General features: G+C 68.6%; 14 protein-coding genes. 3 read left to right on the top strand and 11 right to left on the bottom strand.

Annotated features, from left to right (window positions below; translation table 11 throughout):
* Positions 1–254 precede the first annotated feature (254 nt).
* A complete protein-coding gene (locus FM069_RS00550) occupies positions 255–1481 on the top strand; it encodes a BaiN/RdsA family NAD(P)/FAD-dependent oxidoreductase (RefSeq protein ID WP_407681543.1) in 1227 nt (408 codons plus the stop codon).
* A gap of 79 nt (positions 1482–1560) precedes the next feature.
* Here the strand turns inward: FM069_RS00550 and FM069_RS00545 are convergent, their stop codons facing one another.
* The 9 genes from FM069_RS00545 to FM069_RS00505 form a co-directional block, all read right to left on the bottom strand.
* Positions 1561–2760, bottom strand: a complete 1200-nt coding sequence (locus FM069_RS00545; RefSeq protein ID WP_143486177.1) for a CaiB/BaiF CoA transferase family protein — start codon at positions 2758–2760, stop codon at positions 1561–1563.
* An 88-nt stretch (positions 2761–2848) separates the two neighbouring features.
* The gene (locus tag FM069_RS00540; protein ID WP_143486176.1) at positions 2849–3646 is read right to left on the bottom strand and encodes an enoyl-CoA hydratase; all 798 of its coding nucleotides are present in this window, start codon (positions 3644–3646) and stop codon (positions 2849–2851) included.
* Between the two features lie 60 nt (positions 3647–3706).
* Positions 3707–4786, bottom strand: coding sequence for an ABC transporter ATP-binding protein (locus FM069_RS00535; protein ID WP_143486175.1), 1080 nt, complete (start codon positions 4784–4786; stop codon positions 3707–3709).
* Positions 4783–6540 carry an ABC transporter permease gene (locus FM069_RS00530; protein WP_143486174.1) on the bottom strand — a complete coding sequence of 586 codons (1758 nt, stop codon included), beginning with the start codon at positions 6538–6540 and terminating at the stop codon, positions 4783–4785. The genes FM069_RS00535 and FM069_RS00530 overlap by 4 nt, the downstream gene beginning before the upstream one ends.
* Positions 6541–6590: 50 nt before the next feature.
* Entirely contained in the window at positions 6591–7625 is a 1035-nt protein-coding gene (locus FM069_RS00525) for an ABC transporter substrate-binding protein (RefSeq protein ID WP_143486173.1), read from the bottom strand.
* A gap of 55 nt (positions 7626–7680) precedes the next feature.
* Positions 7681–8430 carry an SDR family oxidoreductase gene (locus FM069_RS00520; protein WP_143486172.1) on the bottom strand — a complete coding sequence of 250 codons (750 nt, stop codon included), beginning with the start codon at positions 8428–8430 and terminating at the stop codon, positions 7681–7683.
* Positions 8427–8873 carry a MaoC family dehydratase gene (locus tag FM069_RS00515; RefSeq protein ID WP_143486171.1) on the bottom strand — a complete coding sequence of 149 codons (447 nt, stop codon included), beginning with the start codon at positions 8871–8873 and terminating at the stop codon, positions 8427–8429. Before FM069_RS00515 ends, FM069_RS00520 begins: the two co-directional genes overlap by 4 nt.
* Positions 8870–9277, bottom strand: coding sequence for a Zn-ribbon domain-containing OB-fold protein (locus FM069_RS00510; RefSeq protein ID WP_143486170.1), 408 nt, complete (start codon positions 9275–9277; stop codon positions 8870–8872). Before FM069_RS00510 ends, FM069_RS00515 begins: the two co-directional genes overlap by 4 nt.
* A gap of 10 nt (positions 9278–9287) precedes the next feature.
* Complete coding sequence (locus FM069_RS00505) at positions 9288–10454, bottom strand: thiolase C-terminal domain-containing protein (RefSeq protein WP_143486169.1); 1167 nt, start codon at positions 10452–10454, stop codon at positions 9288–9290.
* Between the two features lie 158 nt (positions 10455–10612).
* Between FM069_RS00505 and FM069_RS00500 the strand changes: the two genes are divergently transcribed.
* Positions 10613–11512 carry a LysR substrate-binding domain-containing protein gene (locus FM069_RS00500; RefSeq protein WP_143486168.1) on the top strand — a complete coding sequence of 300 codons (900 nt, stop codon included), beginning with the start codon at positions 10613–10615 and terminating at the stop codon, positions 11510–11512.
* 67 nt (positions 11513–11579) lie between these two features.
* Positions 11580–12017 carry a thioesterase family protein gene (locus FM069_RS00495; protein WP_178106622.1) on the top strand — a complete coding sequence of 146 codons (438 nt, stop codon included), beginning with the start codon at positions 11580–11582 and terminating at the stop codon, positions 12015–12017.
* A 13-nt stretch (positions 12018–12030) separates the two neighbouring features.
* On the opposite strand, the gene FM069_RS00490 is transcribed toward FM069_RS00495, so the two are convergent.
* Both FM069_RS00490 and FM069_RS00485 read right to left on the bottom strand, forming a co-directional pair.
* Positions 12031–12951 carry a DMT family transporter gene (locus FM069_RS00490; protein ID WP_143486166.1) on the bottom strand — a complete coding sequence of 307 codons (921 nt, stop codon included), beginning with the start codon at positions 12949–12951 and terminating at the stop codon, positions 12031–12033.
* Between the two features lie 42 nt (positions 12952–12993).
* Complete coding sequence (locus tag FM069_RS00485; RefSeq protein ID WP_143486165.1) at positions 12994–13479, bottom strand: PaaI family thioesterase; 486 nt, start codon at positions 13477–13479, stop codon at positions 12994–12996.
* Positions 13480–13536 lie beyond the last annotated feature (57 nt).

Genomic DNA, 13536 nt, shown 5'->3' with positions numbered 1-13536 from the left:
AGATATTGAACGAGCACTTGGTTCATTCATACCAGAAACGTGTCTCGGCCATTAAAAACTTCAATTCCGATACTTCCATTCAGTGCGAACGGATAGTTCAGGCAACGCCCATTTATCGAAAGAAGTTCACAGGGACGCGATGCGCACGAACGGGGTCCTAATGCCCAGTAGTTCTCCGCTGCCTCTCAACAGCAGACGAGCCCCCTTTCCCCTCGATGCACTGGGCAGGCTGGCACCCCTGCGCATCGGGTAAGATGCGCCGCTTCACGCCCCAGCCGCCTCCAAGGACACCCCTCGTGCTCACACCCCAGGTCATCATCATCGGCGCCGGCGCCGCCGGCCTGATGTGCGCCATGAGCGCCGCCGCCCGTGGCCGCCAGGTACTGTTGCTGGACCACGCCAACAAGGCCGGCAAGAAGATCCTCATGTCCGGCGGCGGGCGCTGCAACTTCACCAACCTGTACTGCGAGCCGGCCAACTACCTGTCCCACAACCCGCACTTCTGCAAGTCCGCCCTGGCACGCTTCAGCCAATGGGACTTCATCGCCCTGGTGGCCAAGCACGGCATCCCCTACCACGAGAAGAAGCTCGGCCAGCTGTTCTGCGACCACAAGTCCAGCGACATCCTCGGGCTGCTGCTGGACGAGTGCGACCAGGCCGGCGTGGACCTGCGGCTGAACACGTCGGTGAGCGAGATCGCCCGCGTCGAGGGCGGCTACCGCTTGCAGACCAGCCTCGGCCTGGCCCGTTGCGAATCCCTGGTGATCGCCACCGGTGGCCTGTCCATCCCTACCCTGGGGGCCACCGGCTTCGGCTATCAGGTGGCCCGCCAGTTCGGCCACGAGCTGCTGCCGACCCGGGCCGGGCTGGTGCCGTTCACCCTCACCGACCCGCAGCTGAAGACCCTGTGCAGCGAGCTGTCCGGCACCTCGGTGGAGGATTGCCGGATCAGCTGCAACGGCCATAGCGTCGTCGAGAACATCCTCTTCACCCACCGCGGCCTCAGCGGCCCGGCGATCCTGCAGATTTCCTCCTACTGGCAGCCCGGCGACGAGGTGACCATCGACCTGCTGCCCCACCTCGACCTGCCGACCTGGCTGGCCGAGCAGCAACGCGAGCGGCCCAACAGCGAACTGAAGACCCTGCTGGGGGAGCTGTTCACCAAGAAGATGGCCGGCCTGCTGGCCGAACACTGGTTCGCCTCGAAACCCCTGAAGCAGTACACCCCCGGCGAGCTCAAGGGCATCGCCGAACGCCTGGGCGCCTGGACGCTGGTGCCCGCGGGCACCGAGGGCTACCGCACCGCCGAGGTCACCCTGGGGGGCGTCGACACCCGGGAGGTGTCGTCCAAGACCCTGGAGTCGCTGAAGTCCCCGGGGCTCTACTTCATCGGCGAAGTGCTGGATGTCACCGGCCACCTGGGCGGCTTCAACTTCCAGTGGGCCTGGGCCTCGGGGTTCGCGGCGGCGCAGTACGTCTGAGCGCAGCGCGCCCCGATGCCCTCCGGCAATGCGAGACAGCCCGGTCGGCAGAGACGCCCCCACCACGCAGCCCCGCCGCTCAGACCGTGCCGTTGGCCTGGAACGCGTCGATCTGCATCGGCGAATAGCCCAGCTCCTGCAGCACGGCGACGGTGTGTTCGCCCAGGGCCGGCGGCGCCTGCTCGGTGGTTTCCATGCCCGAGATGGTGAAGGGGTGCTTCACGTAGCGGCGCCCGGAGTGCTCGGGGACCTCGACGATCATGCCGCGGTACTGGACCTGGGGATCGGCAATGGCTTCGGGCACCGAGTTGATCGGGCTGCAGGGCACGTCGGCGGTCTGCAAGACGGCCAGCCACCACTCCCGGCCCTGCTCCACCAGGCACGCGTTCATCAGCGGCTCCAGGTGGGCATGGTTCTGTGCCCGCAGCGTACCGTCCCGCAGCAGCGGATCGTCGATCCAGCAGGCCCTGTCCATCGCATGGCACATGCGCTGCCACTGCTCCTCGGTGTCGACGCAGATGGCGATGGGTTCGTCGGCGGTGGGGAACGCCTGGAACGGCGCGATGAGCGCGTGCCGGCTGCCGAGCCGCTGGGGCACCTCGCCCGCCTGCAGGTAGCGGGCGACGGCGTTCTCCATCATCGCCAGCTGGCAATCCAGCATGGAGATGTCGATGAACGCCCCGTCCCCGCCCCGAGCCCGTGCGGTCAGGGCCGCCAGCACCCCTGCCGTGGTGAACAGCCCCGAGCCGATGTCCCCGAGGGAGATGCCGACCCGCGCCGGCGGCCCGAACTCCTCGCCGGTGATGCTCATCATCCCGGACATCGCCTGGGCCACCACGTCGAACGACGGCAGGTGCTTGTAGGGGCCGTCCTGGCCAAAGCCGGAAATCGACGCGTAGACCAGCCCCGGGTTGAATTGCCGGACCGCCTCGTAGCCGAACCCCAGGCGCTCCATGACCCCCGCCCGGTTGTTCTCGACGAACACGTCGGCGGACTCCAGCAGCCGGCGGAACACCGCCTTGCCTTCTTCCTGTTTGAGGTTGAGGGTCACGCTGCGCTTGCTGCGGTTGACGCTGTTGAAGTAGATGCTCTCGTCGTCCTTGAACGGCGCGATGCTGCGGGTGTAGTCGCCGCCGCCCGGGCGCTCGACCTTGATCACGTCGGCCCCCAGGGCGGCCAGCAGCCAGGTGGAATACGGCCCCGCCAGCATGTGGGTGGCGTCCACCACCTTGATGCCGTGAAGGGGCCCGCGTTTGGCAGTTTCAGTTTCTCTAGGCATGACTCATCCCTTCCGGCGCCGTGTGGCGCCGGCGAATACATGGATTGATGGGCCGGGCTACTAGCCCGTTATCTCAGGGGTGGGTGGTTCAGGCACCGCTCCACTGGGGGCGGCGCTTCTCCTGGAAGGCGGAAATGCCCTCACGGAAATCGCTCGACTGGTAGCAACGCAGCAGGACGTCCTCGTCCGCGACGCCGGCGACCTGGGTATCCCGCAGCCGCCGCAGCACGGTCTTGGTGGCCCAGAGCGTCAGGGGCGCGAGGGCTTCCAGCTGGGCCGAGGCGCGGTGCGCCGCCGCCACCAGGTCGTCCTCGGCCACCAGCTCGCGGAACGCGCCGGAGGCCATCAGCGCCGGGGCGTCCAGCAGCTTCGCGCTGAACACCATCTCTCGGGTCCGCGCCGGCCCGAACAGGTCGATCAGGCGCTGGTAGTTGAGGGCGCTCAGGCAATTGCCCACGGTCCTGGCGATGGGGAAGCCGAAGCGCGCCGACGGCGTGATCAGGCGCACGTCGCAGGCCGCGGCGATCAGCGCCCCGCCGCCGACGCACGGCCCGGCGATGGCCGCGAGCGTGGGGAACGGCAGCGCCTCCAGGGCCTGGATCAGGGCCTCGCTGTGGCCTTCCAGATCGAGGAACTCCTCCCGCGTCGTGGCGCTCTCCAGTGCCCCGAAGTCGGCGCCGGCCATGAACGCCGGCCGGGTGCCGGTCGCGCCGATCAGGACCAGGCCCTTCACCGAGGCATCCGTGGCCAGCGCCTGGAACACGGCGGTCATCTCCGCTTCCATGGCCGGGGACATCGCGTTCAGGGCGTGGGGCCGGTTGAAGACCAGCCACACGACATCACCATGCCGCTGCTGGACCAGTTCTCTGCTGTCATCGACGTTCATCTGTCATCCCATTCACGGCGCTGCGCCGTTGTGAAAAATCCGGGTGGGCGCGGCCAGGGTTCAGCTCGTCACCCGCTGCGCGGGTTCGAGGAGCTGGCAGTCCTCGGTGGGCAGGTGCAGCAGCACCGGCTGGTCCACGCTGAAATCCAGGCTCGGTGGGGTGAAGGCGCGTACCGATACCCCGTGCCCCACGTCCACCAGCACATCGCAGTACTCGCCCAGGTAGGCGGTGCGGATCACCTGGCCGGGCAGCACGTTCCCGCTTGCCTCGCCGGGCGCGACGACCCGCACCTTGGACGGCCGGATGCACAGGGCGAAGGGGTCCCCGACCGTTCCGCGCCCCCGCTGCAGCCCCGCCAGCTCGGTCCTGCCGAAGCGCAGCGCGCCTTCCCGGGCCAGTTGCCCCTGGATGACGTTGTTGCTGCCGATGAACGCGGCGACGAAGGCATTGGCCGGCCGCTCGAAGATCTCCCGGGGCGTACCCAGCTGCTGCACCGAGCCGCCGTTCATGACGGCGATCTGGTTGGCGGTGACCAGGGCCTCGCCCTGGTCGTGGGTGACGTAGACGGTGGTCAGCCCCAGCAGGTCGTGAACCTGGCGGATCTCGAAGCGCATTTCTTCCCGCAGGTGCGCGTCCAGGTTGGACAGGGGCTCGTCCAGTAGCAGGATGCTCGGCTCGACGATCAGCGCCCGGGCCAGGGCGACCCGCTGCTGCTGCCCGCCGGACAGTTCCGACGGGTAGCGGTCGGCCAGGTGGTCCAGGTGGACGGTCTTCAGGGCCTTCCCGAGCTTTTCCTCCAGCACGGCCCGGGGCGTCTTGCGGATCTGCAGCCCGAACGCCACGTTCTCCGCCACGGTCTTGTGGGGCCACACGGCGTAGTTCTGAAAGACCAGGGAAATGTCCCGCTTCTCCGGCGGCACCACCCCCTGGGCACTGGAGATCAGCCGGTCGTTGACCCGGATTTCCCCCGCCGACGGGGTCTCGAAGCCGGCGAGCAGCTGCAGGGTGGTGGACTTGCCGCACCCCGACGGGCCCAGCAGCGCCAGCAGCGTGCCCTCCTCCACCATCAGGTCGATGCCCTTGAGGGCCTGGAACGCCCCGAAGTGCTTTTGCAGGTTGCTGATCTTGATCTGACTCACTGCACCACCTCTGCTTCCGCTCTGTCGCGCTTGTGCCTGGCCAGCTTGACGTTGACCCACTGGGCGATGGCCACCACCGCCATGGTGCCCACCAACAGCAGGACGCTCGCGGCGGCGACCGCCTCGTAGTTCCCGCCGTCCTTGTAGTTGTAAATCAGGGTGGTCATGACGTTGGTCTTCGGCGTGATGAGGAACACCGCGACCGACAGTTCGCGCATGACCGGGATGAACACCAGCAGCCAGCCGGACACCAGGCCCGAGCGCATCAGCGGCACGGTGATGCTGGAGAAGGTGCGCGCCTCGCTGGCGCCGAGGATTCGCGCCACCCGCTCCAGGTCCGGGCTGATGCCCTTGAGGGTGGCCTCGCCGTTGGAGAAGGCGATGGGCAGGAAGGTCGCGACGAAGGCCGCCACCAGGATCGCCGCGGTGCCGTACAGGTTCAGCGGCGGCTGGGTGTAGGCCGCGAAGAAGCCCACCGACAGCACGATCCCCGGAATGATGATGGGGAAGTTGGTGAGGCTGGCGATGAACGAAGTGCCGCTCACCAGGCGACGCTCGACGATGTAGGCGATCAGGGTGCCCAGCAGCACGCAGAGGGTCGCGCTGACCGATGCGTAAGCCAGGGAGTTGACGATCGCCGACTGGGTCGCCGGGTTGTCCAGCACCGCCCACTGGTACCAGTGCAGGGTCAGGTTATCCAGGGACGGGCCCTGCCCCCAGGCCTTGGAGAGCGACACCACCACCAGGGCGAAGTACGGCAGCAGCACGGCGGTCACCGGGACGATCAGGGCGAACGCCAGGGCCGGCCAGCGCCAGGCCTTCAGGTCCACCTTGCGGCCGGCGCGCGACTTGCCGCCGATCATGACGAAGCGCTTGCGCCCGAGGATCTTCTTGCGCACCCAGAACAGCCCGCCGGTGAGCAGGATCAGCGGCATGCAGTACGCCGCCGCCATGTAGATCTCCGGCGGGAACAGCTGGTAGAACTCCGCCAGCTTGGTGGTGACCACGGCAGTCCCCGAGGGAGTCAGCAGGAAGGCCGGCACGCCGAACAGGGTCATGCCCTGGATGAAGGACAGGATGAAGCCGACGATGACCGCCGGCATCACCATGGGAATGGTCACGCTCATCATGGTCCGCAGGACGCCGGCGCCCAGGGTCGTCGCCGCGTCCTCCAGCTCCACCGCCATCTCGTCCAGGGCGCTGGCGACGATGGTGAAGGTGTAGGGCACCGTGTAGATCGCGCAGACGAAGATCGCCCCGCCCATGGAGTAGATGTTCATCAGCGGCGAGGCCGAGCCGGTGGCCGCCCGGAACAGCCCGTTGAGCCAGCCGGCATTGGGCGCCGCCAGCAGGATCCAGCCCAGGGCGCCGATGAAGGACGGGGTGACGAAGGCCGCCAGGGTGAGCAGGCGGATCCAGGACCGCCCCGGCATGTTGGTCCGGGCCACGAACCAGGCCAGCGGGACGCCCAGCAGGGTCGACAGCAGCGCCGTGGAGAACGCCAGGACGATGGAATTGATCAGCGGCTGCAGCAGGCCCTTGGCGGTGAACAGCCGCAGGTAGTTGCCCACCGTCAGCGCCTGGGTCTGATCGTCGTGGAAGCTGTTATAGAGAATCCAGCCGAGGGGCTGCGCGACGAGGAAGAACAGCGCCACCAGGACCGCGGAGACGACGCCCCAGCGCACCCATGGACGGTGGTTCTTCAGCTCGTCGGCAACGGCGGCCGGCGATGAAGCGTGAACGGTGACACCCATACCGGGCAACTCCTGCGTTGGGAGGGGCGGGACGCGCCCGCCCTCCAGGCTCAGCCGATGATCTCTTTCCACTTGGCGATGCCTTCGGCGACCTCGGCCACCAGGTCCTCGGGCGGGTTCCGGTACCACGAGAGCTGTTCCAGGCTGCGGCCTTCGGCCCAGGGCACGTCGGTGCGCAGGGTGGGCCAGTAGTTGGCCGCGAGGATCTGCGAGACCTCCGGGTCGTAGAGGAACTCGGAGAACAGCTTCGCCGCGTTGGGGTGCGGCGCATTGGCCGGGATCGCGTTGAGCCCCAGGTTGACGATGGTCCCGTCGCTCGGGGTGGAGACGTCGATGGGATTGCCGGCGGCCTTCTGGGTCAGCGAGGCGCTGAACGGCGCGGCCAGGCCCACCAGGCGCTCGCCGGAGAGGATGTCCGTCACCGTGTCCACGTTGGATTGCCCCACCTTCGGGTCGAGCTTGGCCAGTTCCTTGAGGTAGCGGTCGCCGTACTTCTTGCGGATCGCCACCACCCAGGACGAGACGTCGCCGGAGAAGGCCGGGCTGCCGATGGTGAGCTTGTCTGCCCATTTGCCATCCAGGGCCGCTTCCCAGGACGCCGGGGCGTCGCTGACCTTGGCGGACTGGAAGTTGATGGCGGTCAGGCTGATGGCGCCGACGTGGTACAGGTCGTCGGCGTCGAGGCGCTGGAAGTCCTTCGGCAGGAATTCGCTGCCGGCGGGCCGGAACGGCATCAGCGCGCCGATCTTCTTCAGCTCCAGGTAGTGAAGGATGTTGGTGCTGCCCAACGAGTCGCAGTTGGGGGAATTGTTCTGCAGCTCCAGGCGCAGCCGCGTGTACACGGTCTGGGACGCCTGCCGCAGCAGGTTGACGGAAATCCCGGGGTAGCGCTTGGTGAACGCGTCCCGGATGCCCTCGATGGTCTTCTGCTCGTAGGAGCCCCAGTAGAGGTTCAGTTGCCCCTCCGCCTTGGCGGCTTCGTAAAGCGACTCCGTGGCAAAGCTGGGCCGGATCAGCCCTGCCGCTAAGGCGGTGCCGGCCACGCCGGTGACTTGTAGAAATCTACGCCGAGTAAAATCGCCCATCGGATACACCCCGCTCTCGCTGGATTTGTTGTTGTGCTGACGTACGTCTGGTGACTCAGTAATCCCCTGTGGTGACCCCTCCATCCACGACCAGAACCTGCCCGGTCATGTAGCTGGCATCGTCGGAGGCCAGGAACGCGACCACCGAGGCGATCTCCTCGGGCCGCGCCGGACGCCGCAGGGGCATCTTCGCGATCCACCCCTCGCGAACCGCCTCCGGCACGCTGCCGAGGATCGCGGTCTCCACCACCCCGGGCGCCACGGCGTTCACCAGGATCCCGTGGCGCGCGGCCTCCAGGGCGACGGTGCGGGTCAGGCCCACCACCCCCGCCTTGGAAGAGGAATAGTTGGATTGCCCGAAGGTGCCATACATCGCGGTGGAAGCGATGTTGACGATTCGCCCCCAGCCGCCGCCGAGCATGGCCTTGAGCCCGAACTGGCACCCCAGCCAACTGCCTCGCAGGTTGACGTCCAGCACGGAGGCCCACTCCTCGTCGGTCATCTTCAGCAGCGAGCGATCCCGCACGATACCCGCCACGTTGACCAGGATGTCGAGGCGCTCGAGGCCGTCCGGCAGGTGGTTCATCACCGCCTCCCAGCTGTCGCGGCGGGTGACGTCCAGAGGCACCGCGTAGGCGGTGTGGCCCGCTTCGCGCAGCGTGGCTTCCAGCGCCCCGGCGCCCGGACCGAGGTCGGCGACGATCACCGTCGCGCCCTCGTCGGCGAGGCGTCGGCAGACGGCGGCGCCGATGCCGCCCGCGCCACCGGTGACCAGGGCGACTCGCCCGTTCAGGCGGCCGCTCATGACAGGTCCTCCGGGCGGCAGGCGACGGCGAAGGTGTCCTCGCCGGCCTGGACGACCTGCCCCTGCTGGTTCAGCAGGTTCAGCTCGACCACCACGATGGCCCGGTCGGGCCTGGACGCGCTGCGCCGCCCGGACTGGAGCCGGGCCCGGTAGTGCAGGGTGTCACCGATGAACACCGGGGCCAGGAAGCTGCGCTGGGTGCCCATGAAGGCGAGGATGGCCCAGTCGTCGATGGCCGAGCGCATGCCGGTGCTCAGCGAGTAGGACAGCATGCCGTGGGCGATGCGCCGGCCGAAGGGGCCGTCGCTGGCCGCCACCTCGTCCATGTGCAGCGGGTTGAAGTCGCCGGTGAGCCCGGCGAAGGTCACGATGTGGGCCTCGGTGACGGTCACCCGCATCGACTCGATCGCGTCGTCGGTCAGGTCTTCGAAGTAGATGGTCATGGACGGCTCCCCGTTTCAGGTACGAACACCGGCAGCGCCCCGTCCTCGTCGAATTCGACGAACGACACGCGCACGGGCATCCCGATGTGCACGGCGTGATCCTCCATGCCGGTGAGTTGCGACAGCATCAAGGGCCCCTCCTCCAGCTCGACGAGCGCGCAGACGTAGGGCTGCTCCGGCTTGCGGTGGCTGCGGTGGATCACGGAAAAACTGAACAGCGTTCCCCTGCCCGAGACCTCGACCCATTCGGCCGGGCGCAGCGGGTCGGCGAGGCAATGGCCGCGGGGGTACCACTGCAGGGCACCGCTGCGCGGGTCCCGCTGGACCAGCAGGCGCCCGTCGTTCAGGGCCTGCCACCAAGGCCGGGAAATTTCGTCGCGGACGATGGCGCGAATCAGGTGCATGGTCGCCTCCTCAAACGGTCAGGATGACCGTGGCCGCTGAACAGAAGGTGCCGCCCAGGCCATGAACCAGGGCCACCTCGGCATCCGCCACCTGGACCCCGGGCCCTTCCTGGCGCAGCTGGCGCACGCCCTCGATCAGGGCGAACAGCCCGCGCTTGCCGGGGTGGTTCGAAGCCAGCCCGCCGCCATCGGTGTTGCACGGGATGGCGCCGCCGAGGGTCAGGTGGCCGTCGGCGGCGAAGGCGCCGCTCTCCCCACGCGGGCAGAAGCCGATGTCTTCCAGGGCCAGCAGCGGGGTGATGGTGAAGGCGTCGTAGAGCTGCGCGACGTCCACGTCGGCGACCGTCAGGCCGGCCATCTCCAGGGCCCGCGGCGCCGTGCGGGCGGCCGGCGTGACCAGGTCCCGGGGCAGCTGGCTGATCTGGGTACGCTGGGTAGCCATGCCGAAGCCCGCCACGTAGACCGGGCGCTTGGCGCAGTCCGCCGCCCGCTCGCGGCTGGTCATGACCAGGGCGCCGCCGCCGTCGGTGACCACGCAGCAGTCCAGCCGGTGCAGCGGGCTGGCGATCAGCGGGGAGTCCACCACATCCCGCACCGTGATGGGCTTGTGCCCCAGGGCGGCGTGGGGGTTGCGGGCGGCATGCCCGCGGAAGGTCACGGCGACGCTGGCCAGCTGTTCTGCCGTGGTGCCGTAAACGTGCATGTGGCGCTGGGCGAACATCGCGTAGGTGGCGATCAGCGTGGGGGCGAAGGGCAGTTCGAACTGGCCCGGGCCTGCCGGCAGCACGAAGGGGTCGAAGGACGGTGTTTCCAAAGGCCACCACCGGGGCGCGGCGGCGTAACTGATCACCACCACCTCGGCCAGGCCGGCGGCGATGGCGGTCGCCGCATGGGCGGCATGCACCAGGTAAGAACAGCCGCCGACGTCGGTGCTGTCGAACCAGCGCGGCTCGATGCCCAGGTATTCCGCCATCTCGGTGACGCTGTTGACGCCGCCGCCTTCCGCCCAGTCGCCGGAGGCGACGCACAGCCCGTCCACGTCCTCCAGGCCCAGGCCCGCCTCGCTCAGCGCCCGGCCGATGCACTCCGCCTGGATGGCGAAGGGGTGCACGTCGGGGGCGTGTCGAAGGGGCGACTCATAGGCGCCGACGATGGCGGCGCGTCCGGAAAGGTTCAAGGCGACCTCCTCAGCAAGGTGAACCTGGGACGCACTGTCCGATGCACGGCCCCGCCCAACAAGCAGTTAGAAATCGAACAATTGGTGCAGTAAACGCACCAGTCGTACTGGCACGGGTTTTGTTTGCCGCTTGTCCCGATAGCCGGTTCGAGAACGCCATGAACAGACGCCTGCCGCCCCTGGTTGCCATCCGCGCCTTCGAAGCCTTCAGCCGCTTCGGCAGCGTGCGCAAGTGCGCGGAAGAGCTGGCCGTGTCCCACACGGTGATCTCCCGACACATCCAGAACCTGGAGACGGCGGTGGGCGCCAAGCTGGTGAGGAAATCCGGTCGCGGCCTGGAGCTGACCCGCGAGGGACAGCGCTATGCGACCCAGCTGCGGCGAGCGTTCGACATCATCGCCGACGCCAGCGGGGACCTGAAGCAGGGCGAGGACGCCCTGCACGTCTGCTGCATGGCGGGCCTCGCCTCGCGGCGCCTGCTGGCGCGCCTGAGCGAACTGGAGGAAGCCCTCGCCGGCCGCGAGCTGACCCTCGAACCCACCAGCACGCGCCCTGACTTCAACCGCAACGAGGCCGATGCCGAGATCGTCTACCTGGAAGAGCTGAACCTGGGCGACGAGCTCTGCGCGGAGCTGTTCGTGCGCCCGCTGATCCGCGCGGTCGCGAGTCCCGCCTTCTGCAACCGCTACGACGACATCCAGTCGGCCGACGACCTGGTGCACCTGCCGCTGATCCACGAGCGCAACACCCAGCGCTGGTCCCAGTGGCTGAGCATGGCGGGGGTCACCGACGTGCCCCGGCTGCGCGGGCCGCGCCTCTGGCACGGGCACCTGACCCTGGAAGCCGCCTGCATGGGGCAAGGGGTGGCCCTGGTGAGCGAGTTGCTGGCGGACGAGAAGATCGCCTCCGGCGACCTGGTGGATGTGCTCCCCGTGCCGATCCGCCTGGGCGGCTATTACTTCATCGCGCCGACCCGCAAGTGGAACGACCAGGCCATCGTCCGGTTGCGGCAATGGCTGCACACGGTATTCGCCAGCACCCTGCGCAATGGCGCGTGAAATGCACCAATTTCATGACCCTCCCGCATCGCCGCACAAGGACGGTGCACGCACCTTTGGAGACCCCATGACCGACCGTTCCCCGAAGCCCGTCGCCCATACCACCGTCAAACCCGAGTGGATCGACCTCTACGGGCACATGAACATGGCCTACTACGTCCTGGTCCTGGATGAGCTGGGCCACCAGATCCTGGAGCGCTTCGGGCTGGGCGCGGGCTATACCCAGGCGGAAAACCGCGGGCTCTTCACCGTGGACGCAGCCATCCAGTACCGCAAGGAAGTGCGCGAGGGCGACCGCCTGCGGGTGGAACTCACCCCGCTGCGCTTCGACGACAAGCGCCTGTGGACCCGGGTCGAGCTGTTCAACGACGACCAGGGCTACCTGAGCGCCGTCATGGAGCAGACCGCCCTGAACGTCGACCTCGGCACCCGCCGGGCCTGCGCCTTCTCCGAAGCCGCTACGGCCTCCCTCGCGCGGTTGTTCGAACAGCTCCCGCCCTCCTGACCCCGCGCGCGGCTCAGGAGGCCGCGCCCGGGCGCTGGCCGCCCAGCGCCACCCCCATGCCGAGGGTCACCGCCGCCACGCCGAGCCAGGCGGCCCGGGTCGGGTGTTCACCCAGCAACACCAGGGCTGCGGCCGTGGTGATGCAGGGCACTGCTGCGGTGAACAGCGCCGTGCGGTGAGCCCCGAGGATCGCCACGGCGCGGGTATAGACGAGGATGGACACGACGCCCAGCAAGAGGCCCTGGAAAATGCCTTGCGCCACTACGTCCTGCCAGGCGACGGCGGCCCTGTCGGGGAGGGGCAACACGGCATACACCGGCAGGAAGCCCGCCAGCGACCCGGTCGCGACGAGGGCCGCCGCGTGCAGGGGCGCCACCTTCAGGCGCTGGGCCAGCAAGCCATAGGCCGACCAGCTGAACGCGGCCAGCAACAGCGCGCCGTCCCCCAGCCATTGCCCCGTGGTCGCGCCCTGAAGGCTGTCCCAGGCCATGGCGCCGATCCCGGCCAGGATGAGCGCCAGGCCGCCCTTGCGCGCCGCCGAAACCGGGCCGCCCGCCAGCACGAAGGTGAACAACGGGATCGTGCCGTGCAGCAGCACCGCGCCATGGCTGGCCGGGGCCAGGCGGAATCCGGCGTAGGCCAGCAGGGCGAACCCCAGGCCACCGCTCAGGGCCAGCAGCGCAGCCTGGTACCCACGAAGGTGCCCCAAGCCACGGCGCAGCACGACCGGGAACAGCAGTATGCCGGCCACCCCGAAGCGCAGCAGGGCCAGGCCCGGCAACGTCAGCGCAGTGGAAGTGAGTCCGAACCGCGACACCAGGGTGAAGCCGGCGAACAGCGCCACCGCGAGCAGGGCGCAGGCCAGTCCGGCCAGGTAAGGTCCGGCCAGGGGGAATCCGGCCGGGGAAGGCCCGGCCTGGCGAGTCCCGGGCATTGGAGGCCCCGTCCGACCGGGCCCGTTGGAAGACCGCGGCACTCAGCGGCCCCGGGCCTGGTCGCCGCTCAGGGTCAGCACGGCGCTGGCGATGCTCGCCACCACCTTGCCGTCCTCCCGCTGGATGTCGCAGCGGTAGTGGCTGATGGTCCGCCCCCGGTGCTCGGCCCACGCCCGGGCCCGCAAGCACGAGCGCCAGACCGGACGCAGGAAGGTGGCCTTCAGGTCGATGCTGGTGAAACTCTGGCCCTCGTCCATCAGCGTGGAATGGGCCGTGCCGATGGCGGCGTCCGCCAGTTCGCAGAGCAGCCCGCCGTGGACGGTGCCCTGCTGATTGCCATGACGAGCCGGGTCGGCCTCCAGCTCCAGGGTCGCGCAGGCCTCGCCGATCGCCACCAGGCGGAACCCCAGCAGTTGGGAAATGGCAGTGGGATAGCGCATGTGGGTCACCGCGTTCTCGGCCAGGGTGCCCTGGAGCTGGCGCTGCAGGTAGTCCAGTACGGGGAGCGGGTCGAGGTCCGGGGCCATGGTGCCTCCTGCGGGATGGTGGGAACGGCGGTTCTCCGGCAGGCTAAGCATCCAACT

It is taken from the genome of Pseudomonas mangiferae, from assembly GCF_007109405.1.
GTDB lineage: Bacteria > Pseudomonadota > Gammaproteobacteria > Pseudomonadales > Pseudomonadaceae > Pseudomonas_T > Pseudomonas_T mangiferae.
Note: the sequence above shows the minus strand (reverse complement) of the source record. Positions and strands in the feature narration are given on the sequence as shown.

What these genes read in the sequence shown, in the direction of transcription:
- FM069_RS00550 (WP_407681543.1), top strand. Translation starts at nt 255, where the DNA reads ATGCGCCGCTTCACGCCCCAGCCGCCTCCAAGGACACCCCTCGTGCTC.
- FM069_RS00545 (WP_143486177.1), bottom strand. Translation starts at nt 2,760, where the DNA reads ATGCCTAGAGAAACTGAAACTGCCAAACGCGGGCCCCTTCACGGCATC.
- FM069_RS00540 (WP_143486176.1), bottom strand. Translation starts at nt 3,646, where the DNA reads ATGAACGTCGATGACAGCAGAGAACTGGTCCAGCAGCGGCATGGTGAT.
- FM069_RS00530 (WP_143486174.1), bottom strand. Translation starts at nt 6,540, where the DNA reads ATGGGTGTCACCGTTCACGCTTCATCGCCGGCCGCCGTTGCCGACGAG.
- FM069_RS00525 (WP_143486173.1), bottom strand. Translation starts at nt 7,625, where the DNA reads ATGGGCGATTTTACTCGGCGTAGATTTCTACAAGTCACCGGCGTGGCC.
- FM069_RS00520 (WP_143486172.1), bottom strand. Translation starts at nt 8,430, where the DNA reads ATGAGCGGCCGCCTGAACGGGCGAGTCGCCCTGGTCACCGGTGGCGCG.
- FM069_RS00515 (WP_143486171.1), bottom strand. Translation starts at nt 8,873, where the DNA reads ATGACCATCTACTTCGAAGACCTGACCGACGACGCGATCGAGTCGATG.
- FM069_RS00510 (WP_143486170.1), bottom strand. Translation starts at nt 9,277, where the DNA reads ATGCACCTGATTCGCGCCATCGTCCGCGACGAAATTTCCCGGCCTTGG.
- FM069_RS00500 (WP_143486168.1), top strand. Translation starts at nt 10,613, where the DNA reads ATGAACAGACGCCTGCCGCCCCTGGTTGCCATCCGCGCCTTCGAAGCC.
- FM069_RS00495 (WP_178106622.1), top strand. Translation starts at nt 11,580, where the DNA reads ATGACCGACCGTTCCCCGAAGCCCGTCGCCCATACCACCGTCAAACCC.
- FM069_RS00490 (WP_143486166.1), bottom strand. Translation starts at nt 12,951, where the DNA reads ATGCCCGGGACTCGCCAGGCCGGGCCTTCCCCGGCCGGATTCCCCCTG.
- FM069_RS00485 (WP_143486165.1), bottom strand. Translation starts at nt 13,479, where the DNA reads ATGGCCCCGGACCTCGACCCGCTCCCCGTACTGGACTACCTGCAGCGC.